The organism is Stenotrophomonas sp. Sm6012, from assembly GCF_030985895.1.
In the GTDB taxonomy this organism is placed as follows: domain Bacteria; phylum Pseudomonadota; class Gammaproteobacteria; order Xanthomonadales; family Xanthomonadaceae; genus Stenotrophomonas; species Stenotrophomonas forensis.
Window position 1 is genome coordinate 16,939 of sequence record NZ_JAPTFX010000013.1, and the last position, 17,694, is coordinate 34,632.

A 17,694-nucleotide genomic window follows, 5' to 3' on the forward strand; every position below is an offset into this window, starting at 1 on the left:
GGCATGGCGCTGATCATCGGTGCGATCGGCGTGGTCTTCGGCGATATCGGTACCAGCCCGCTGTACACCCTGAAGGAGGCGTTCTCGCCGCACTACGGGCTCAACAGCGACCATGACACCGTGCTGGGCGTGCTGTCGCTGGCGTTCTGGGCGCTGAACATCGTGGTCACGTTGAAGTACGTGACCATCATCATGCGCGCCGACAACGACGGCGAAGGCGGCATCATGGCGCTGATGGCGTTGACCCAGCGCACATTGCGCAACGGGTCGCGCTCGGCCTATGTGGTCGGCATCCTCGGCATTTTCGGCGCCTCGCTGTTCTTCGGCGACGGTGTGATCACCCCGGCGATCTCGGTGCTGGGTGCGGTTGAAGGCCTGGAGGTGGCCGCGCCCGGACTGCATGCCTTCATCGTGCCGATCACGGTGGTGGTGCTGCTGATGGTGTTCGCCGCGCAGCGCTTCGGCACCGAGAAGATCGGCAAGGCGTTCGGCCCGATCACCTCGGTCTGGTTCATTTCGCTGGCCGCGATCGGCATCTACAACATCGTAGACGCGCCGGAAGTGCTCAAGGCCTTCAACCCGTGGTGGGCGATCCGCTTCTTCATGGAGCACAGCTGGCATGGCATCTTCATCCTGGGTGCGGTGGTGCTGGCGGTGACCGGTGGCGAGGCGCTGTATGCCGACATGGGCCACTTCGGCGCCAAGCCCATTCGCCATGCCTGGTACTTCTTCGTGCTGCCGTGCCTGGTGCTGAACTACCTGGGGCAGGGCGCACTGGTGCTCAACCACCCCGAGGCGCTGAAGAACCCGTTCTTCGAGGCGGTGCCGCCGTGGGCGCTGTACCCGATGATCATCCTGGCCACGATGGCGGCGGTGATCGCCTCGCAGTCGGTCATCACCGGTGCGTTCTCGGTCTCGCGCCAGGCCATGCAGCTGGGTTACATCCCGCGCATGCGCATCAAGCACACCTCGCACGACACCATTGGCCAGATCTACATCCCGGGCATCAACTGGGGCATCGCGGTGATGGTGATCGGCCTGGTGCTGGCGTTCCGCAGCTCGTCGAACCTGGCCGTGGCCTACGGCATCTCGGTATCGGCCACCATGCTGATCGATACCCTGCTGCTGGCGCTGGTGGCGCGTTCGCTGTGGCCGAAGGCGCGCAACTGGATCCTGCCGCTGTGCGTGGTGTTCTTCATCATCGACCTCGGCTTCGTCATCGCCAACGGCGCCAAGCTGCTGCAGGGCGCCTGGTTCCCGGTGGTGCTGGGCATCTTCCTGTTCACCATGATGCGCACCTGGCGCCGTGGCCGCGAGCTGCTGCGCGATGAGATCCGCAAGGACGGCATCCGCCTGGATACCTTCCTGCCGGGCCTGATGCTGGCGCCGCCGGTGCGCGTGCCGGGCACCGCGGTGTTCCTCACCGCCGACCCGACCGTGGCCCCGCACGCGCTGATGCACAACCTCAAGCACAACAAGGTGCTGCACGAGCGCAACGTGTTCCTGCACGTGGAAACCCTGCCGATCCCGTATGCGATGGAAGGGCAGCGGCTGAAGATCGAATCGGTGGGCGACGAGTTCTACCGGGTCTACGTGCGCTTCGGCTTCATGGAGACCCCAGACGTGCCACTGGCGCTGATGCGCTCGTGCGACCACGGTGGCATCTACTTCGACCCGATGGACACCACCTTCTTCGCCAGCCGCGAGACCATCGTCGCCACCGCCAACCGCGGCATGCCGATCTGGCGCGACAAGCTGTTCGCGCTGATGCATCGCAACGCCGCGCCGGCGACGGGCTTCTTCCGGATTCCGGGCAACAGATTGGTGGAACTGGGCGCCCAGGTGGAGATCTAGGGCCTCTTCCTTCCTCGATACCGCCATGCTTCCATCCACGCATGGCGTGGATCTACCGTGTCGACCAAGGTCGACACCCACCAGAGCAGGACGCCGTTTCCGCAGATCGCAGGAAACTGTCGAAGGCGGGGTGGGTCCGGTTGCGGGGCATCCGCGCCATGGATGGCGCGGCTGAGCCCCCATGGACGGGTTTACGGCGTCCCCGCAACCGGACCCACCCCGCCATTCCCCAGGAAACCGGCTTCTGAAGTTGACGTTGCCGTTAGCGGGTGCCGGGCGCAGCCCGGCCGAAACCCGTACTTTTGCCGCATAATCAGCACATGACCGACGACCGCATCATCGGCGCCGGCGCCACCCGCGAGGATGACGCCGCCGACGCCAGCATCCGCCCCAAGCGGCTAGCCGACTACCTCGGCCAGGTGCCGGTGCGCGAGCAGATGGAAATCTACATCCAGGCGGCCAAGGGTCGTGGCGACGCGCTGGACCACGTGCTGATCTTCGGGCCGCCCGGCCTGGGCAAGACCACCCTCAGCCACGTCATCGCCAACGAGCTGGGCGTGGCGCTGCGGGTGACCTCCGGCCCGGTGATCGAGAAGGCCGGCGACCTGGCCGCGCTGCTGACCAACCTGCAGCCACACGATGTGCTGTTCATCGACGAGATCCATCGCCTGTCGCCGGTGGTCGAAGAAGTGCTGTACCCGGCGATGGAAGATTTCCAGATCGACATCATGATCGGCGAGGGCCCCGCGGCCCGTTCGATCAAGATCGACCTGCCGCCGTTCACCCTGATCGGCGCCACCACCCGCGCCGGCCTGCTGACCGCGCCGCTGCGCGACCGCTTCGGCATCGTCCAGCGCCTGGAGTTCTACAGTGTCGAAGAGCTGACCCGGATCGTGCGCCGCTCGGCCAGCATCCTCGGCATCGACTGCACCGCCGATGGTGCCGGCGAGATCGCGCGTCGCGCGCGTGGCACGCCGCGTATCGCCAACCGCCTGCTGCGCCGCGTGCGCGACTATGCCCAGGTCAAGGCCGGTGGCCACATCGACGAAGCTGTTGCGCAGGCCGCGATGCAGATGCTGAAGGTTGACCCGGAGGGCTTCGACGAGCTGGATCGGCGCCTGCTGAAGACCATGGTCGATTACTTCGATGGCGGCCCGGTCGGTATCGAATCGCTGGCCGCGGCGCTGTCCGAAGAGCGCGGCACGCTGGAAGACGTGGTCGAACCCTACCTGATCCAGCAGGGCTTCCTGGTGCGCACCGCGCGCGGCCGCATGGCCACCCACAAGGCCTACCGGCACATGGGCCTGAAGCCGAAGAACCCGCCGCAGGACCTGTTCGCGGAGGTTCCCGATGTCGGTTGAGCCGCGATTCAGTTGGCCGACACGCATTTACTGGGAAGATACGGACGCTGGCGGGGTGGTCTACCACGCCCGCTACGTGGCCTTCATGGAACGGGCCCGGACCGAATGGATGCGTGCGCTGGGCTACGGCCAGGAGCGCATGCGCGCCGAGCACGGCATGGTCTTCGCGGTGCGCTCGATGCAGATGGATTTCATCAGGCCGGCACGGCTGGATGACACCCTGCAGGTGAGCGCCACGCTGGTCCAGCTGAAGAAGGCCAGCATGGTCTTCGACCAGCAGATCCTGCGCGACGGCGAGCTGCTGCTGTCGGCCCAGGTTCGCATCGCCGCACTGGAAGCGGCCAGTTTCCGCCCGCGCGGCATGGACGAATCCGTCCTTGCGGTGCTGCAACCCCACCTCCACCCCGAATCCGAACACTGAGGAACAACGGATGATCGCAACGCTCCTGGCCCTGCAGGCCACGGTCACCGAGGCATTGCCGGCCGACGTCAGCAACGCCGCGACACAGACCCTTGCCCAGGCCACCACCGGCGGCGGCATCAACTACCTCGAACTGATGGCCAAGGCCAGCCTGCCGGTGAAGATCATCGTGCTGCTGCTGCTGGTCGGCTCGTTCGTCAGCTGGGTGATCATTTTCCGCAAGGCCCGCGTGTTCAAGCAGGCCACCCGCGAAGCCGACGAGTTCGAGAACCGTTTCTGGTCCGGTGCCGACCTCGGCAAGCTGTACAGCTCGGCCACCGACCGCAGCCGCAACGTCGGCGGCCTGGAGGCGATCTTCGAAGCCGGCTTCCGCGAGTACACCCGCCTGCGCGACAAGCGCCGGCTGGATGGCCGTGCGCAGCTGGAAGGCGCGCAGCGTGCCATGCGCACCACCTACACCCGCGAAGTGGACCAGCTCGAGCGCAACCTGGAACTGCTGGCCAACATCGGTTCGACCGCCCCGTACGTGGGCCTGGTCGGTACCGTGTTCGGCATCATGGTGACCATGCACGACATGATCAGCAGCGGCGCGCAGGCCGGCATTGCCGCCGTTGCGCCGGGTATTTCCGAAGCACTCTTTGCGACCGCCATCGGCCTGTTCGTGGCGATTCCGGCGGTGTGGGCCTACAACCGCTTCACCACCCGCGTCGAGCGCATGTCGGTGCGGTTCGAGACCTTCGCCGAAGAGTTCAGCTCCATCCTGCAGCGCCAGAGCGCTGGCGACGAGTAAGCGCCTGACCCGGGAGTCCAAGCCATGTCCGCTGCCATCGGTCGCCGCAAGCGCCGCAAGCTGAAATCGGAAATCAACGTCGTTCCCTACATCGACGTCATGCTGGTGCTGCTGATCATCTTCATGGTCACCGCGCCGCTGCTCACCCTGAGCTTCGACGTCGACCTGCCGCAGTCCAACGCCAAGGCGCTGGAAAGCAAGCAGGACCCGGTGATCGTCTCGGTGCGCCAGGACGGCCAGCTCAGCCTGAAGCTGCCCGACGCCAAGGAACCGGCCGCGGTGTCGGCCGAGGAACTGGAAGGGCGCCTGGCCGGCATCGCCGCCCAGGACAAGGGCGTGCGCGTGATCGTCGCCGCCGACCGTGCCGTGGCCTATGAAAAGGTCATCGCCGCGATGGATGTGATCAAGCGCGCCAAGGTAGACAAGGTAGGCCTGGCCACCGATGCACGCTGACGCCCTGCCACCTTCGCATCAGCGCGAACCCGGCTGGGGCCTGCCCCTGGCGCTGGCGGTGCTGGTGCATCTGCTGGTCGCGCTGGTCTTCATCGGCGCCTGGCTGTGGTCGCCCGAGCGCAACACCGATGCCGCTGCCGGCGACCCGTCGGTCGAGGCCAGCCTGGCGCTGTCCGCGTCCGAAGCATCTGCCGCGCGCCAGGCCCTGCGCCAGTCCGAGAAGCTGGAAGACCTGCCGCCGCCGGTCGCTGAGCCGATCCCGGTGCCGGAAGACACCGTGCCGCCGCCGCAGCCCATTCCCGAACCGCGCCCGCAGGACGCCCCGACGCCCCAGCAGCAACAGGCGCAGGAGCGAGTCGCGCAGCCTGATACCAAGGACCAGGAAGCAGCCAACGCGCTGGCCATCTCGCAGGAGAAGGCCAAGCAGGAACAGGAAGCCAAGCGCCGCCAGGAGCAGATCGACCTGACCGAACGCAAGCGCCAGGAAGAAGCGGAGCAGAAGCTGCGCCTGGCCAAGCAGCAGGAAGAAGATGCCAAGAAGAAGCTGGCCGACCAGGCGCGTCAGGCTGCGGACAAGGCCGAGGCCGAGAAGCAGAAGAAGATCGCCGAGATCCGTGCCAAGCGTGAGCAGGCCGAGAAGGAAGCCAAGCTGGCTGAGCAGAAGCTGCGCCAGGTGGCTGCCGCGCGCAATGCCGCTGGTACGGCCGCTGCCGGCGCCAGTGGTGCCGCGCAGCCGGCGGCCGGTGGCGGCGGCAACAGTGATGACCTGACCGCCAAGTACGCTGCGGCCATCCAGGCCAAGGTGCGCGACACCTGGACGCGTCCGGACAGCGTGCCCCTGGGGCAGAAGTGCCAGGTGACGATCACCCAGATTCCGGGTGGCCAGGTGCTGCAGGCCAAGGTTGGCGCCAACTGTCCCTATGACGAGGCCGGCAAGCGCTCGATCGAGGCGGCGGTGCTCAATGCGCAGCCGCTGCCGTACCGCGGCTTCGAGTCGGTGTTCAACCGCACGCTCAACCTGACCTTCACTGCGCAGGATTGAGTGGGCGGGGCAGGGCGGCCGTCCGGTCGCCCCTGGCCCCGGCCACCATCAAGGTGGCCGCGACGTTAACGGTGCGTGAGAGCACGGGCTGGAACTGACCCGGAATTCACGTACCCTTGGTTCATGATTGCGAAGCGGTTCACTTCCGCTTTGCTATCCCTCGTTCCGGTTTCCCCCTATTGAGCGCTCCATGAAAAAGATGCCTCGCTGGCTTGCCGTGTTTGCGGCCCTGTTGCTGCCTTTCGCTGCCGTCGCGCAGCAGAAGGGGCTGGATATCGACATCATCGGCGGCAATGCCTCCGCGCTGCCGATCACCATCGTGCCGATGCCCTACCAGGGTTCGGCGGCTGCGCCGCAGACCGACGTCGCCGGCGTGGTCCGCGCCGACCTCGAGCGCTCCGGCCAGTTCCGCACGCTGCCGGAAGCGCAGATCGTCGAAAAGCCGGTCCGCGGCGGTGACATCCAGTTCGCCACCTGGCGCGCGCTGAAGCAGAACTACATCGTGGTCGGCCGCGTGCTCGACGCCGGTGCCGGCGCCTACCGCGTCGAGTACGAACTGTTCGACGTGCCCAAGGGCGAGCGCCTGCTGGGCCTGGCGATGACCGCGCGCGGCAATGCCATGCGCGACGTCGCGCACCAGATGGCCGATGCCATCTACGAGAAGATCACCGGTGTGCGCGGCGCCTTCTGGACCCGCATCGCCTACGTGACCGCCAGCGGCAAGGGCGACGCCATGCGCTATGCGCTGATGGTGGCCGACTCCGATGGCTACAACCCGCAGACCATCGTGCGTTCGGCCGAGCCGCTGCTGTCGCCGTCGTGGAGCCCGGATGGCGGCAAGCTGGCCTACGTCAGCTTCGAGCGTGGCAACTCGGCGATCTACATCCAGAACATCGCTACCGGCGCACGCGAGCTGGTCACCAGCTTCCGCGGCATCAACAGCGCCCCGGCGTTCTCGCCGGACGGCCGCAAGCTGGCCCTGACCCTGTCGCGTTCGGGTAATCCGGAAATCTACGTGATGGACCTGGGTAGCAAGCAGCTGACCCAGCTGACCAACCACTTCGCCATCGACACCGAGCCGACCTGGGCACCGGACGGCAGCGCGGTGTACTTCACCTCCGACCGCGGCGGCCGTCCGCAGGTCTACAAGGTCGGTGCGGGCGGCGGCAGTGCCGAGCGCGTGACCTTCCAGGGCAACTACAACGCCAAGCCCACCGTGTCCTACGATGGCAAGAAGATCGCCGTCGCCCAGGGCTCGGGCAACAGCTACAAGATCGCGATGATGGACAGCTCGCTGGGTTCGCCCCGCTGGAGCACGCTGTCCCCGGGTTCGCTGGATGAATCGCCGAGCTTCGCGCCCAACGCAAGCATGGTGTTGTACGCCGCCCGCGAAGGTGGCCGTGGTGTGTTGTATGCCGTTTCGGCCGATGCGCGGGTTCGCCAGCGCCTGGTCCTGGCCGATGGTGATGTGCGCGAACCGGCATGGTCCCCATACCGTACCCAGCGCTAAAAGAGTGTTAACATTTTGCTGTCTTGAACCCCTCATCGGCCTAGGAGCCACAAAGGTATCGCCATGAACAAGTCCACCCGCGTTCTGCTTGTTTCCCTGCTGTCTGTGGCCGTCCTGGCCGGTTGCTCGAAGAAGGTGAAGGAAGAGCCGGCAGCCCCGGTTGACACCGGCACCTCGACCACCACCCCGACCGGCCCGTCGACTTCCGGCCTGTACGGCCCGGGCGACCTGGACACCGACGCTTGCCTGCGCCAGCGCGTTGTCTACTTCGACCTGGACAAGGAAGACGTGAAGCCGGAATTCCAGGCCATCATGGCGTGCCACGCCAAGTACCTGCGTGACCGTCCGTCCTCGCGCATCACCCTGCAGGGCCACACCGACGAGCGCGGTTCGCGCGCGTACAACCAGGCCCTGGGCGAGCGTCGTGGCAACGGCGTCAACTCGGCCCTGCAGGCCAACGGTGGCTCGGCTTCGCAGCTGACCGTCGTGTCCTACGGTGAAGAGCGTCCGGTCTGCACCGAGTCGAACGAGTCCTGCTGGTCGCAGAACCGTCGCGTCGAAATCGTCTACACCGCGCAGTAATCCATGCGCATTGGCATCAAACTGATGCTGGTCGTTGCGGCAGCCCTCGTGGCTGCCGCACCGGCGCATGCACAGCGACAGAGCCTGGCCGACCGTGTCGGCGCGCTCGAGCAGCAGATGTACAACAACAGTGCCAACCAGGACCTGTTGAACCAGATCAATCAGCTGCGGCAGCAGGTCACCAGCCTGCAGGCCTCGATCGAGCAGTTGCAGCACGACAACGCCCAGCTCAAGCAGTCCGCCCAGGACCAGTACCTGGATCTGGACAGCCGCCTGAACCGGTTGGAAGGGGGCAACGCCGCCCCGGCCCTGCCGCCCGTTCCGGCGACTGCACCGAAGGCCGCCCCGGCCCCGGCACCCCCCGCAGCGGCGGCCACTTCCGAGCGGCCGCCTTCGGTCCATGGCGATGCCGGCAGCCTGGCCGCCACCGGTGACGAGCGCACCTCGTACAACGTGGCCTTCGAATCGCTGAAGGCCGGCAAGTACGACGATTCGGCGCAGCTGTTCCTGAGCTTCCTGCAGCTGTACCCGAACGGCGTCTACGCGCCGAACGCGCTGTACTGGCTGGGCGAGAGCTATTACGCCACCCGCAATTTCCCGATGGCCGAGACCCAGTTCCGTGAACTGCTCTCGCGCTATCCGACCCACGACAAGGCCGCTGGCGGCCTGCTCAAGGTCGGCCTCTCGCAGTATGGCGAGGGCAAGGTCGACCAGGCCCAGCAGACGCTGGAGACCGTCGTGGCGCAGTACCCCGGCTCGGACGCCGCGCGCACCGCGCAGGACCGCCTGCAGTCGATCCGGCTGGGCAAGCAGATCCGCTGATCCGGCGTACAATACGTTTCCTGTAGAGCCGAGCCCCCGCTCGGCTGTTTGCGTTTCCGGTTTCCGTAAACGCCGGCCAGGCCATGCCGCCCGGTCGCTGCTGTAGAGCCGGGCCATGTTCGGCTGCTTTCGTTACCGGCCACGGTAGCCCACCCGCCACGTGCCCCACCAAGACGTACCCGCCATGACCGCCGTTATCCCGTCCAATGCCGTCGCCACCCCCAGCGACATCGTGCAGTCGCCGCTGCCACGCCTGAAGATCACCGAGATCTTCACCTCGCTGCAGGGCGAAGCCGATACCGCCGGCTGGCCGACCGTGTTCGTACGCCTGACCGGCTGCCCACTGCGCTGCCAGTACTGCGACACCGCCTATGCCTTCCACGGCGGCACCTGGTGGGACATCGACGACATCGTGGCCGAGGTGCTGGCGCAGGGCGTGCGCCATGTCTGCGTGACCGGTGGCGAGCCGCTGGCGCAGAAGCGTTGCCTGGTGCTGCTGCAGAAGCTGTGTGACGCCGGCATGGACGTCTCGCTGGAAACCTCCGGCGCGCTGGACGTCAGTGCTGTGGACCCGCGCGTATCGCGCGTGGTCGACATCAAGACCCCGGGTTCGGCCGAAGTGGCGCGCAACCGCTGGGAAAACCTGCCGCTGCTGACCGCGCGCGACCAGATCAAGTTCGTCATCTGCAGCCGCGAAGACTACGACTGGGCCAAGGCCCTGCTGGCCGAGCACGACCTGGTGAAGCGCTGCACGGTGTTCTTCTCGCCCAGCAAGGGCGAGATCACCGCGCGCCAGCTGGCCGACTGGATCGTCGAAGACCGGCTGCCGGTGCGCTTCCAGATGCAGTTGCATAAAATCCTGTGGAACGACGAGCCCGGCCGATGAGCCTGGGCGGCGTCCCCTGATGTAGCTCCGGCGCGGGACAGCGTGCTGGCTTTCCCCTCCCAACCGGATGTTTTACCCATGAAGAAGGCAGTCGTGCTTCTCTCCGGCGGCATGGATTCAGCCGCCGTCATCGCCATGGCCCAGGAACAGGGCTTCGCCGTGCATGCCCTGAGCGTGCGCTATGGCCAGCGCCACACCTCCGAACTGGATGCCGCCGCGCGCGTGGCCAAGGCGCAGGGCGTGGTCGCGCACAAGACCGTGGACGTGGACCTGCGCAGCATCGGCGGCTCGGCCTTGACCGACGACATCGACGTGCCCGAGGCCGGCGGTGCCGGCATCCCGGTCACCTACGTGCCGGCGCGCAACACCATCATGCTGTCGCTGGCCCTGGGCTGGGCCGAAGTGCTCGGCGCCAACGACATCTTCTGCGGCGTCAACGCCGTGGACTACTCCGGCTACCCGGACTGTCGCCCCGAGTTCGTGGCCGCGTTCCAGGCACTGGCCAACCTGGCCACCAAATCGGGCGTGGAAGGCGCGGGCATCCAGGTGCACGCACCGCTGCAGTTCCTCAGCAAGGGCCAGATCGTCAGCGAAGGCGTGCGCCTGGGCGTGGACTTCGGTTTGACCGTGTCCTGCTACAACGCCGACGCCAACGGCGCCGCCTGCGGCCACTGCGACGCCTGCCGCCTGCGCGCGCAGGGCTTCGCCGAAGCCGGCGTGGCCGACCCGACGCTGTACGCCTGACCGCCTCTGGTAGTGCCGGCCGCTGGCCGGCTTCCCCGATGGGTGTGAATTCCAAGATGGTGGGTGCGAACGGCTCCTCGGTGGGTGCGAACCTTGGTTCGCACTCCCTGACTCGCAGGGCACAACCCGGCGCTACCGCTGCCGCAACCACCCCGATGCCTCGATGAACGCCCGGACCGCCCCCGCATCGGCATAGTCCAGCTCGATCATCCGCGCGATACCGGCCTTCTCATCGGCCTGCTGTCGCATGTATTCCTGCGCGATGCGGTAGCCGGCGTAGTAGCCCACATCACCTACCCCGAACGGGTTGCGGGCGCTGTTGTACAGCCAGTTGTCCAGGTCTTCGCCGTCCATCTCGGATGAAGCGCGTGCGGATTTCAGCCTCATGCGCGGGTCCGTAGCGGTACAGCGGCAATGCCGGCCGACGCCCGCTCAGCCGCTCGGCCACATACTCCGCCACGCCTTCGCGCACCACGTACTGGGCCAGGCTGCCCGTGGTTTCGCGCTGCTGGGTATGCACGTACTCGTGCAGGTTGTTCTGCGCGTTGTTCGCCCCCGGACGGCTGTCGTAGAAGATCCGCAGGCGGCTGCGCATCGGCTCCGGCAGCTCGCTCACGTCCACGCGCTCGTCGCCCAGCGCCATCTCCGCTCCGATCAGCACCTTGTTGCCCAGTGTGGTGCCACCGGTGCGAAGCACGCCCACTGCGTAGGTGATGGTGGCCGGGCGCAGCGCCGGGTAGAGCGCCCGGAACGCGCCCAGATCGCGCTCCAGCGTGGCACTGGCCTGTTGCGCGTTGGCGGTCAGCGGACGTACCGATGCCCAGAAGCGCGGCCACGCCTGCATGGCCTCGGCATACTCGCGGGCGGTGTAGTGGCGCACCTGCATCAGCGCATGCAGGCCAGGGCTGCCCGGATCGATGTAGCGCTGCTGGACCAGCGCGACCTGGCGTTCGGCGTCGGGCTCGGCGCGCACCGCGTCGAAGGTGGCCCAGAAGCGGGCGATATCATCGGTGACGACCTGGGGCGGGGCGGCCAGGGCCGCGCAGGGCAGCAGCAGGGCGGCAAGCAGGCTGACGATCAGGCGCATCCATGGCTCCGGGGAAGGGTCACAGATGGGATGCGACGGTGGCCCCAAAGGTTTAAGCCCGCTGGTAGTGCCGGCCGCTGGCCGGCAACCCCGACACACCGGGGTTTCGCGCGACCTGCCAAAGTAGGGTAGAATGCCCACCCCGCCGAAAGGCAGGGGCAGTGCAATGGGCCGTTAGCTCAGTCGGTAGAGCAGAAGACTTTTAATCTTTTGGTCGAAGGTTCGAATCCTTCACGGCCCACCAATTGCATCAATGACCCAGGTCATTCGAAAAGGCACCGCCATGCGGTGCCTTTTCTATTGCGCTAGTCCAGGGCAACTACTTCGTCCGCCCAGTCTTCGCTTTAGCCGCCGCCGCGTCAGCAGCCTCCTGTGCGGCCGTTGCTGCCGCATTCGCAGAACGTGCCGCCTCAGCTTGAGCCGCGTCGAAGTCAGCCTGCCGCTGTGCACGGGTTCTGCGTTCCAGTTCCATCGCTGCGGCGAAGCTCTCCGGATGCTTTGCAGCACAGGCCTCCTGCACCAGTTGCACGGCACGATCAGACAGCCCGGGCTGGATGTTGCCGAGCAGGCAGTCGGCATACGGTACGGGCGCGGCCGGGCTGGCGGCCAGCGCGGCGATGAGCACGGCATTCAACATGCAAACCTCCTTGTAGGTTTCGAAGGGACTGGCGACCAGTCCACCCCAAGTATGGACCGGTTATGGGGGCAACGGCGGCTACGCCGGGCGGATATCCCGGCATACCAGTTCCGCCAGGCCGCGGCAGGCGAAGAACAATCCATCGACAACGCCTTCATCCAGATGACGGTCGGGCGTGGCCATCGACCGGCAGCGTTCGGCAGCGTGCAGCATTTCCGCCACGGTCAGCATGCCGACGGCGGCACGTTCCGCGCGTGCCATTGCCTGATCACGGCCCGGCGGCAGATCGGTTTCCGGCCAGGGCAGGCTGTCGGCGCCATCGCCATCACGGATGCGCTTGAGGCATCCCCAGAATGTGCTGAGATCCGGTGTGGGGTTGTCATCGTCATTGACGTTGTCGAAGGTGCAGTAGGGCGCTTGGGGCGGACGTCGGGTCATCTCGGATTCCTCGGCTCCTGGGCAATAGCGCCACCGTGCAGGACGGGTGGCGGACGGTGCATGGCTGCAAGCCCGGAGACATCACGCAGTAACCGGCGGGTCCGAAAACCCCCACGCACCGCCCGCCATAAAGGCCGACGGATCACCCACCGGCACGGTCCGGAGACGGTGCCGACGGGTGAGCGCAAACAACAGCGTGAATGTCATGACGGGCTTGCAGGCCCGGTGCCACCCGTTGTCGGTGGCGCCGCATATTGGTTACGCCCGCGCGCGGATTTCAATCTGAAATTTGGGAAAAATTTCTGCCACCCACAGCGCGACACTATTGTCACAGAGGGCTCCGATGCAGCGAGCGACAGGACGCGACGCATCCGTTCTGGTGGCCTGGCGAATCGCGTTGTGGAATGGCGCGAACCACATCGGGTGGCGCATTTGCTGTGAACCGGCGCGTGTAAAGCGGGCTGCACTTTCATGATCCGTAGCAGCGGCGCGAGCGCGTCACGCGGCAAAATTGCGGTGCGAACGCGACATATCCGTGCAGGCTCCCTGTGGAGCCGAGCCATGCTCGGCCGCGGTTCGCGTGGGGTGCTGAGCCGAGCGTGGGCTCGGCTCTACAGTGATCCATCCACGCAGGGTGCGGATCTACGCATCTGGCAGGGGTGTTGAGCGTGCCGAAGCCTCCAATGCCTGCCGCTGGGCGCTATGCTCGGCCTCTTTCCTAGGATGGGTTCTCCCCATGCGCTTCATCGTGCTGTCGCTGTTGTTGTCCGCGGTCTCTGCCGCGCCGTTGATGGCGGCCGAGCCAGCGCTGTCCGCACAATCAGCCACCGCAACTCCACTGGTGATCGGCGAGACCTTCACCATCGCGTCGAAGGCGCTTGGCGAAACCCGCCGCATCAATGTCTACCGCCCGCAGCCGTGGGGCCTGGACCCAAAGGCGCCGCTGCCGGTGCTCTACATGCCCGATGGCGGTATCGGCGAGGACTTCCTGCATGTGGCCGGGCTGGTGCAGGTACTGAGCGGCAACGGCAGCATGCGTCCGTTCCTGCTGGTCGGCATCGAGAACACCGAACGCCGCCGTGACATGACCGGCCCCAGCAAGGATCCGCAGGACCAGAAGATCGCGCCGCGCATCGGTGGCTCGGCGGCCTATCGCTCGTTCCTGCGCGATGAACTGATGCCGCAGGTGCGCCAGCGCTACCCGACCACCGACGAGCGTGCGCTGATCGGCGAATCGCTGGCCGGCCTGTTCGTGGTCGAGACGCTGCTGCAGGAACCGACGCTGTTCAACAGCTACATCGCGCTGGACCCCAGCCTGTGGTGGAACCGGGGCACGATGCTGGCCGGTGCAGCCAAGCAGTTGCCGGCAGTGACGCGTGCGCAGCCGCGCGTGTTCCTGGCCAGCAGTGGGCAACCGGAACTGGCAGCCTCTGCCGCGCAGCTGGCAACGCTGCTGGAACAGGCCTCGCCGTCGCCGCTGGTGAAGTACCTGCCGCTGCCGGCGGAAACCCACGCCACGATCTATCATCCGGCCGCGTTGCAGGCGCTGCGCACGTTGTTCCCGGCACCGCCGCCGGCCTCGCCCTGACCGCACTGGCACCGCGTCGCACGCCATGCAAGGATGCGGTAGCGGCGCCATCCGGTGCGCCGCCCGCAACGGGAGCGTGTGGATGCAGCGTGTGCGTGGATGGAGTGTGGCGGCCTGCCTGGCCGTGAGTGGCTGTGCGATGTCGGTGGCACCGCCGGCAACGCAGAGTGAAGCGAAGCAAAGCGCGGCCACCGCTGCGCCGGGTGTGGTGCTGCCGGATACCGAAGCGCTGCGCGTGCACGATCCGGTCGGCCGCGATTACCCGGTCTGGGTGGCGTTGCCGGCCGACTACGTCGCGCATCCGGAGAAGCACTACCCGGTGCTGTACGTGACCGACGCGCTGTACAGCTTCCCGCTGGTGCGCAGCGTGCGCAACATGGTGGGGCAGAAGGGTGTCAACCTGGAGGATTTCATCCTGGTCGGGCTGCCGCCGCAGGAAGGCTTGACCTCCAGGCAGAGCCGCTCGCGGGACTACACGCCCAGCGATCCGGCGCGCACCGATCCGCGTGACTACAGTGATGACGTCAGCTATGGCGGCGCCGCGCATTACCGCGATTTCCTCGCCGAGCGCGTGCTGCCGATGATCGATGCGCGCTACCGTACCGATCCGGCACGGCGCGCTTACGCGGGCCATTCCTACGGCGGCCTGTTCGGCGCCTACGTGCTGACCACGCGTCCGGACATGTTCCGTACCTACATCCTGTCCAGCCCGTCGCTGTGGTTCGACGACCATCGGGTGCCGCGCCTGCAGGCCGAGGCCAGGGCGCCCTCGCAGCCGACCACGGTGGTGTTGTCAGTGGGCAGCTTCGAAACGGTCAAGCCGGAACCGCGCTACTTCACCCGCAACGACATGCTGCGCCACAACGCCGAGTTCGCCGAACAGCTGCGCAACAGTGGGCGATCGTTGAAGGTGGAGAACATGGTGATCGATGACGAGGACCACTTCACGGTGTACCCGGACATGATCACCCGCGCGTTGCTGAAGGTGTTTCCGGGTACCGGGCCGTACAGCAGCGGTTGATGGCAGGTGCCAGCCACGCCGATGAGACGCGGATTCAGTCGATCCACGCCATCCGTGGATGAATGCCTCAGGCTGCCTGTGCGTCCGGTCCGGTCAGCACGCCCACATCGGCGTGCCGGAAGCACAGGCGGATGGCATCGAGCAGTTCGCTCATGTTGTAGGGCTTGGGCAGGAAATGGATGCCGTCGCGCAGTTGTGGCAGCACGCGGTGCTGGTCCATGCCCGAAGTGACCAGGATTGGCAGGTACGGATAGAGGTCGCGCACCTGGTTGGCGGCTTCAATCCCGCTCACCCGGCCCAGGTTGACGTCGGTAAAAAGCAGGTCGAAGCGCTCACCGGCGGCCAGCAGGCCCAACGCGGCTTCGGCCGAGCTGACGCCCACCACATGGCAGGCCTGGCTTTCCAGCGCCAGCCGGCTCAGTTCGCGGGTTTCCTCCGCGTCCTCGATCAGCAGGACGCGGGGCTCAACGTGGCGCTTGGACAGCAACATGACGCGACAACTCCGGACAGCAACGGTGAAAAGGCGCGCAAGTATGCGCAAGCCGGTAGTGATCCCGGCGTGCACGGCAGGCTAAGTGGGCGTTACAAGCGCGTCAGGCGGCGATGACGCCTGAGCCAGGCCAGCGCGGCCACGGCCAGCAGGGCCGTGCCGATGCGCAGGCTGGTGGCCTGCCAGCCCAATGCGATGGCGTCATCGAGGCTGAACACATTCCAGGCCAGGTTCATCGAAACGTGCAGCACCAGGCCGCACCACAGGGTGTCGCCGTCGAGGTGGTCCAGCCAGGCGAAGATGAAGCCACCGAAGGCGATCACCGCACCGATGAACAGCGCGGTGCCACCGCCCTCGAAACCGCCGAAGCCGAGCCAGTGCACCCAGCCGAACAGCAACGCCTGCGGCAGCGCGAACAGTGACCACGGGCCGCGCACGATCCTCACCAGCAGGATGAAACCCAGGCCGCGGAACAGCACCTCTTCGGCCACGGGGAACAGTACCGCGAGCATCGTTGCGTCCAGGACGGTCAGCGCGGTGTTAGGTGTGCCCAGCAGGGCCAGGCCGAGCCAGCAGGGCAGGCTGGCCAGCAGCACGCACAACGGTCCGCTCCAGCCGATGCCGCGCAGCCCGAGACTGGCCAGCAGGCCCACGCCGCGGGGGCGCAGCAGCGCGGCCAGCAACAGCGCCAGCAGTACGGCCAGTGCATTGTCGAGCAGGCTGCCGCCATAGGGGATGGGCAGCGCAGGAATCGGCGCACCGATGGACGCGGCGATATCGCGCAGGTTCAGGCCAAGGCCAACGCCCAGCAGCACCAGCAACAGGCGCACCGGGTTGGGCAGGCGGGACAGCATGGTCATGCGCGCACTCCCTGCGGGACAAGGCCGCAGTGTCGGGCCGACCGCTTCCGCCGGCACGCGCCGGAAGTCCCTGTGCCATCGGTCATGTGTTGCCGCACAGTCATCGCAGGGCAGGTACAGTCGATGCCAGACCGACAGGAGCAATGCCCATGCTGTGCCCCGTATGCACGACCCAGACCCTGCAGATGGCCGAACGCCATGGCATCGAGATCGATTACTGCCCGGGGTGCCGTGGTGTATGGCTGGACCGTGGCGAGCTGGACAAGATCATCGAGCGCGCCGGTGCCGGAGCCGCGGTGCCGCCGCCTGCGCCTGTGCAGCAGCAGCCGGCGTCCACGCCGCCGCCGGTGATGCACCGTGACACCCGCCATCTCGGCCAGCGCTACGAGGACAACCGCGGTCACGGCTACAAGAAAAAGAAGAAGGACAGCTTCCTGTCCGAACTGTTCGATTTCTGAGTGGTTCGCTCTTTGTAGAGTCGAGCTTGCTCGACTGGCTGTCCGACAGCAGTCGAGCAAGCTCGACTCTACAGGGAGGCGGTCACGGCCGACGCAGGATGAACTCGCGGTCGTGGGTGTCGCCGACGATGAATTCATACTCGCCCACCTTGCTGCAGCCATAGCGTGCGTAGAAGCGCTGCGCACCGAAGTTCTCTTCCCACACGCCCACCCACAGGGTGCGGCGCTGCGGGTGGTCCAGCCAGTCCATGAACGCGTCCATCAGGCGCGCGCCATGGCCGCCGTTCTGGTAGGCGGCCAGGATGTAGAAACGCTTCAGTTCAATGTCGCCCTCGCGCGCATCCGCATGCGGCAGGGTGTTGGCACCGGCGGCCAGGTAGCCGACCACGTTGTCGGCGTCCATCAGTAGCCAGACTGCACTGCGCGGGTCGGACAGCTCGGCGCGTTGGGGCCCGCTGCTGTAGTGCGCCTGCAGGAAATCGTGCAGTTCCTGCGGCGGATACGAGTCGCCCCAGGTTTCGTTGTAGGTGGCGATGGCGATGGCCGACAGCGCTTCGACATCGGCGAGGGTGGCGCGGCGGATCTGCAACGACATGGTGGGGCCTGCATTGGAACGTGGCGCAGTGTAGCCGGCCCCGGCGGCTGCCGGG

Annotated in this window: 19 protein-coding genes, 1 tRNA gene and 1 pseudogene; 15 read left to right on the forward strand and 6 right to left on the reverse strand. The window is 66.6% G+C overall.

Annotated features, from left to right (window positions below; genetic code table 11):
• Positions 1-3: 3 nt before the first annotated feature.
• The 11 genes from O0J73_RS04345 (at position 4) to queC (ending at position 10,465) form a co-directional block, all read left to right on the forward strand.
• On the forward strand, positions 4-1,854 hold the full coding sequence (locus tag O0J73_RS04345; RefSeq protein WP_168356094.1) for a potassium transporter Kup: 1,851 nt from the start codon (positions 4-6) through the stop codon (positions 1,852-1,854).
• Between the two features lie 320 nt (positions 1,855-2,174).
• Positions 2,175-3,215 carry a Holliday junction branch migration DNA helicase RuvB gene (ruvB, locus tag O0J73_RS04350; protein WP_008264609.1) on the forward strand — a complete coding sequence of 347 codons (1,041 nt, stop codon included), beginning with the start codon at positions 2,175-2,177 and terminating at the stop codon, positions 3,213-3,215.
• Positions 3,205-3,636 (forward strand): tol-pal system-associated acyl-CoA thioesterase, encoded by a 432-nt coding sequence (gene ybgC / locus O0J73_RS04355; RefSeq protein ID WP_006438800.1) that lies wholly within the window; start codon positions 3,205-3,207, stop codon positions 3,634-3,636. Before ruvB ends, ybgC begins: the two co-directional genes overlap by 11 nt.
• 10 nt (positions 3,637-3,646) lie before the next feature.
• Positions 3,647-4,426: a protein TolQ gene (tolQ, locus tag O0J73_RS04360; RefSeq protein ID WP_006438802.1), complete on the forward strand. Its 780-nt coding sequence runs from the start codon at positions 3,647-3,649 to the stop codon at positions 4,424-4,426.
• A 24-nt stretch (positions 4,427-4,450) separates the two neighbouring features.
• On the forward strand, positions 4,451-4,879 hold the full coding sequence (tolR, locus tag O0J73_RS04365) for a protein TolR (RefSeq protein ID WP_006438804.1): 429 nt from the start codon (positions 4,451-4,453) through the stop codon (positions 4,877-4,879).
• A complete protein-coding gene (gene tolA, locus O0J73_RS04370) occupies positions 4,869-5,921 on the forward strand; it encodes a cell envelope integrity protein TolA (protein WP_197564766.1) in 1,053 nt (350 codons plus the stop codon). The genes tolR and tolA overlap by 11 nt, the downstream gene beginning before the upstream one ends.
• Positions 5,922-6,111: 190 nt before the next feature.
• A complete protein-coding gene (tolB, locus tag O0J73_RS04375) occupies positions 6,112-7,431 on the forward strand; it encodes a Tol-Pal system beta propeller repeat protein TolB (RefSeq protein ID WP_006438808.1) in 1,320 nt (439 codons plus the stop codon).
• 63 nt (positions 7,432-7,494) lie between these two features.
• Positions 7,495-8,013 carry a peptidoglycan-associated lipoprotein Pal gene (pal, locus tag O0J73_RS04380; protein ID WP_005410748.1) on the forward strand — a complete coding sequence of 173 codons (519 nt, stop codon included), beginning with the start codon at positions 7,495-7,497 and terminating at the stop codon, positions 8,011-8,013.
• A gap of 3 nt (positions 8,014-8,016) precedes the next feature.
• Positions 8,017-8,835: a tol-pal system protein YbgF gene (gene ybgF, locus O0J73_RS04385; RefSeq protein ID WP_308308091.1), complete on the forward strand. Its 819-nt coding sequence runs from the start codon at positions 8,017-8,019 to the stop codon at positions 8,833-8,835.
• A 184-nt stretch (positions 8,836-9,019) separates the two neighbouring features.
• Complete coding sequence (queE, locus tag O0J73_RS04390; protein WP_308308092.1) at positions 9,020-9,721, forward strand: 7-carboxy-7-deazaguanine synthase QueE; 702 nt, start codon at positions 9,020-9,022, stop codon at positions 9,719-9,721.
• Between the two features lie 78 nt (positions 9,722-9,799).
• Positions 9,800-10,465, forward strand: coding sequence for a 7-cyano-7-deazaguanine synthase QueC (queC, locus tag O0J73_RS04395; RefSeq protein ID WP_197606199.1), 666 nt, complete (start codon positions 9,800-9,802; stop codon positions 10,463-10,465).
• A gap of 132 nt (positions 10,466-10,597) precedes the next feature.
• On the opposite strand, the pseudogene O0J73_RS04400 reads toward queC, so the two are convergent.
• A pseudogene (locus O0J73_RS04400) lies at positions 10,598-11,552 on the reverse strand (DUF2268 domain-containing putative Zn-dependent protease).
• Between the two features lie 168 nt (positions 11,553-11,720).
• Here O0J73_RS04400 and O0J73_RS04405 point away from each other — a divergent pair.
• Positions 11,721-11,796 (forward strand) — tRNA-Lys (locus O0J73_RS04405).
• A 75-nt stretch (positions 11,797-11,871) separates the two neighbouring features.
• On the opposite strand, the gene O0J73_RS04410 is transcribed toward O0J73_RS04405, so the two are convergent.
• Together O0J73_RS04410 and O0J73_RS04415 are read right to left on the reverse strand one after the other, a co-directional pair.
• The gene (locus tag O0J73_RS04410; protein ID WP_197564937.1) at positions 11,872-12,189 is read right to left on the reverse strand and encodes a hypothetical protein; all 318 of its coding nucleotides are present in this window, start codon (positions 12,187-12,189) and stop codon (positions 11,872-11,874) included.
• A gap of 78 nt (positions 12,190-12,267) precedes the next feature.
• Positions 12,268-12,627: a hypothetical protein gene (locus O0J73_RS04415; RefSeq protein WP_197564936.1), complete on the reverse strand. Its 360-nt coding sequence runs from the start codon at positions 12,625-12,627 to the stop codon at positions 12,268-12,270.
• 736 nt (positions 12,628-13,363) lie between these two features.
• Between O0J73_RS04415 and O0J73_RS04420 the strand changes: the two genes are divergently transcribed.
• Together O0J73_RS04420 and O0J73_RS04425 are read left to right on the forward strand one after the other, a co-directional pair.
• Complete coding sequence (locus tag O0J73_RS04420) at positions 13,364-14,215, forward strand: alpha/beta hydrolase-fold protein (protein ID WP_308308093.1); 852 nt, start codon at positions 13,364-13,366, stop codon at positions 14,213-14,215.
• Between the two features lie 82 nt (positions 14,216-14,297).
• The gene (locus tag O0J73_RS04425) at positions 14,298-15,236 is read left to right on the forward strand and encodes an alpha/beta hydrolase-fold protein (protein WP_308308094.1); all 939 of its coding nucleotides are present in this window, start codon (positions 14,298-14,300) and stop codon (positions 15,234-15,236) included.
• Positions 15,237-15,303: 67 nt separating this feature from the next.
• On the opposite strand, the gene O0J73_RS04430 is transcribed toward O0J73_RS04425, so the two are convergent.
• Both O0J73_RS04430 and O0J73_RS04435 read right to left on the reverse strand, forming a co-directional pair.
• A complete protein-coding gene (locus O0J73_RS04430) occupies positions 15,304-15,726 on the reverse strand; it encodes a response regulator (RefSeq protein ID WP_006438906.1) in 423 nt (140 codons plus the stop codon).
• 92 nt (positions 15,727-15,818) lie between these two features.
• On the reverse strand, positions 15,819-16,586 hold the full coding sequence (locus tag O0J73_RS04435; protein ID WP_308308095.1) for a CPBP family glutamic-type intramembrane protease: 768 nt from the start codon (positions 16,584-16,586) through the stop codon (positions 15,819-15,821).
• A gap of 149 nt (positions 16,587-16,735) precedes the next feature.
• Between O0J73_RS04435 and O0J73_RS04440 the strand changes: the two genes are divergently transcribed.
• Positions 16,736-17,044 carry a zf-TFIIB domain-containing protein gene (locus O0J73_RS04440; RefSeq protein ID WP_197606187.1) on the forward strand — a complete coding sequence of 103 codons (309 nt, stop codon included), beginning with the start codon at positions 16,736-16,738 and terminating at the stop codon, positions 17,042-17,044.
• An 82-nt stretch (positions 17,045-17,126) separates the two neighbouring features.
• Here O0J73_RS04440 and O0J73_RS04445 read toward each other — a convergent pair whose 3' ends face one another.
• On the reverse strand, positions 17,127-17,639 hold the full coding sequence (locus O0J73_RS04445; RefSeq protein WP_308308096.1) for a GNAT family N-acetyltransferase: 513 nt from the start codon (positions 17,637-17,639) through the stop codon (positions 17,127-17,129).
• Positions 17,640-17,694: the final 55 nt, after the last annotated feature.

What these genes read in the sequence shown, in the direction of transcription:
- O0J73_RS04345 (WP_168356094.1), top strand. Translation starts at nt 4, where the DNA reads ATGGCGCTGATCATCGGTGCGATCGGCGTGGTCTTCGGCGATATCGGT.
- ruvB (WP_008264609.1), top strand. Translation starts at nt 2,175, where the DNA reads ATGACCGACGACCGCATCATCGGCGCCGGCGCCACCCGCGAGGATGAC.
- ybgC (WP_006438800.1), top strand. Translation starts at nt 3,205, where the DNA reads ATGTCGGTTGAGCCGCGATTCAGTTGGCCGACACGCATTTACTGGGAA.
- tolQ (WP_006438802.1), top strand. Translation starts at nt 3,647, where the DNA reads ATGATCGCAACGCTCCTGGCCCTGCAGGCCACGGTCACCGAGGCATTG.
- tolR (WP_006438804.1), top strand. Translation starts at nt 4,451, where the DNA reads ATGTCCGCTGCCATCGGTCGCCGCAAGCGCCGCAAGCTGAAATCGGAA.
- tolA (WP_197564766.1), top strand. Translation starts at nt 4,869, where the DNA reads ATGCACGCTGACGCCCTGCCACCTTCGCATCAGCGCGAACCCGGCTGG.
- tolB (WP_006438808.1), top strand. Translation starts at nt 6,112, where the DNA reads ATGAAAAAGATGCCTCGCTGGCTTGCCGTGTTTGCGGCCCTGTTGCTG.
- pal (WP_005410748.1), top strand. Translation starts at nt 7,495, where the DNA reads ATGAACAAGTCCACCCGCGTTCTGCTTGTTTCCCTGCTGTCTGTGGCC.
- ybgF (WP_308308091.1), top strand. Translation starts at nt 8,017, where the DNA reads ATGCGCATTGGCATCAAACTGATGCTGGTCGTTGCGGCAGCCCTCGTG.
- queE (WP_308308092.1), top strand. Translation starts at nt 9,020, where the DNA reads ATGACCGCCGTTATCCCGTCCAATGCCGTCGCCACCCCCAGCGACATC.
- queC (WP_197606199.1), top strand. Translation starts at nt 9,800, where the DNA reads ATGAAGAAGGCAGTCGTGCTTCTCTCCGGCGGCATGGATTCAGCCGCC.
- O0J73_RS04410 (WP_197564937.1), bottom strand. Translation starts at nt 12,189, where the DNA reads ATGTTGAATGCCGTGCTCATCGCCGCGCTGGCCGCCAGCCCGGCCGCG.
- O0J73_RS04415 (WP_197564936.1), bottom strand. Translation starts at nt 12,627, where the DNA reads ATGACCCGACGTCCGCCCCAAGCGCCCTACTGCACCTTCGACAACGTC.
- O0J73_RS04420 (WP_308308093.1), top strand. Translation starts at nt 13,364, where the DNA reads ATGCGCTTCATCGTGCTGTCGCTGTTGTTGTCCGCGGTCTCTGCCGCG.
- O0J73_RS04425 (WP_308308094.1), top strand. Translation starts at nt 14,298, where the DNA reads ATGCAGCGTGTGCGTGGATGGAGTGTGGCGGCCTGCCTGGCCGTGAGT.
- O0J73_RS04430 (WP_006438906.1), bottom strand. Translation starts at nt 15,726, where the DNA reads ATGTTGCTGTCCAAGCGCCACGTTGAGCCCCGCGTCCTGCTGATCGAG.
- O0J73_RS04435 (WP_308308095.1), bottom strand. Translation starts at nt 16,586, where the DNA reads ATGACCATGCTGTCCCGCCTGCCCAACCCGGTGCGCCTGTTGCTGGTG.
- O0J73_RS04440 (WP_197606187.1), top strand. Translation starts at nt 16,736, where the DNA reads ATGCTGTGCCCCGTATGCACGACCCAGACCCTGCAGATGGCCGAACGC.
- O0J73_RS04445 (WP_308308096.1), bottom strand. Translation starts at nt 17,639, where the DNA reads ATGTCGTTGCAGATCCGCCGCGCCACCCTCGCCGATGTCGAAGCGCTG.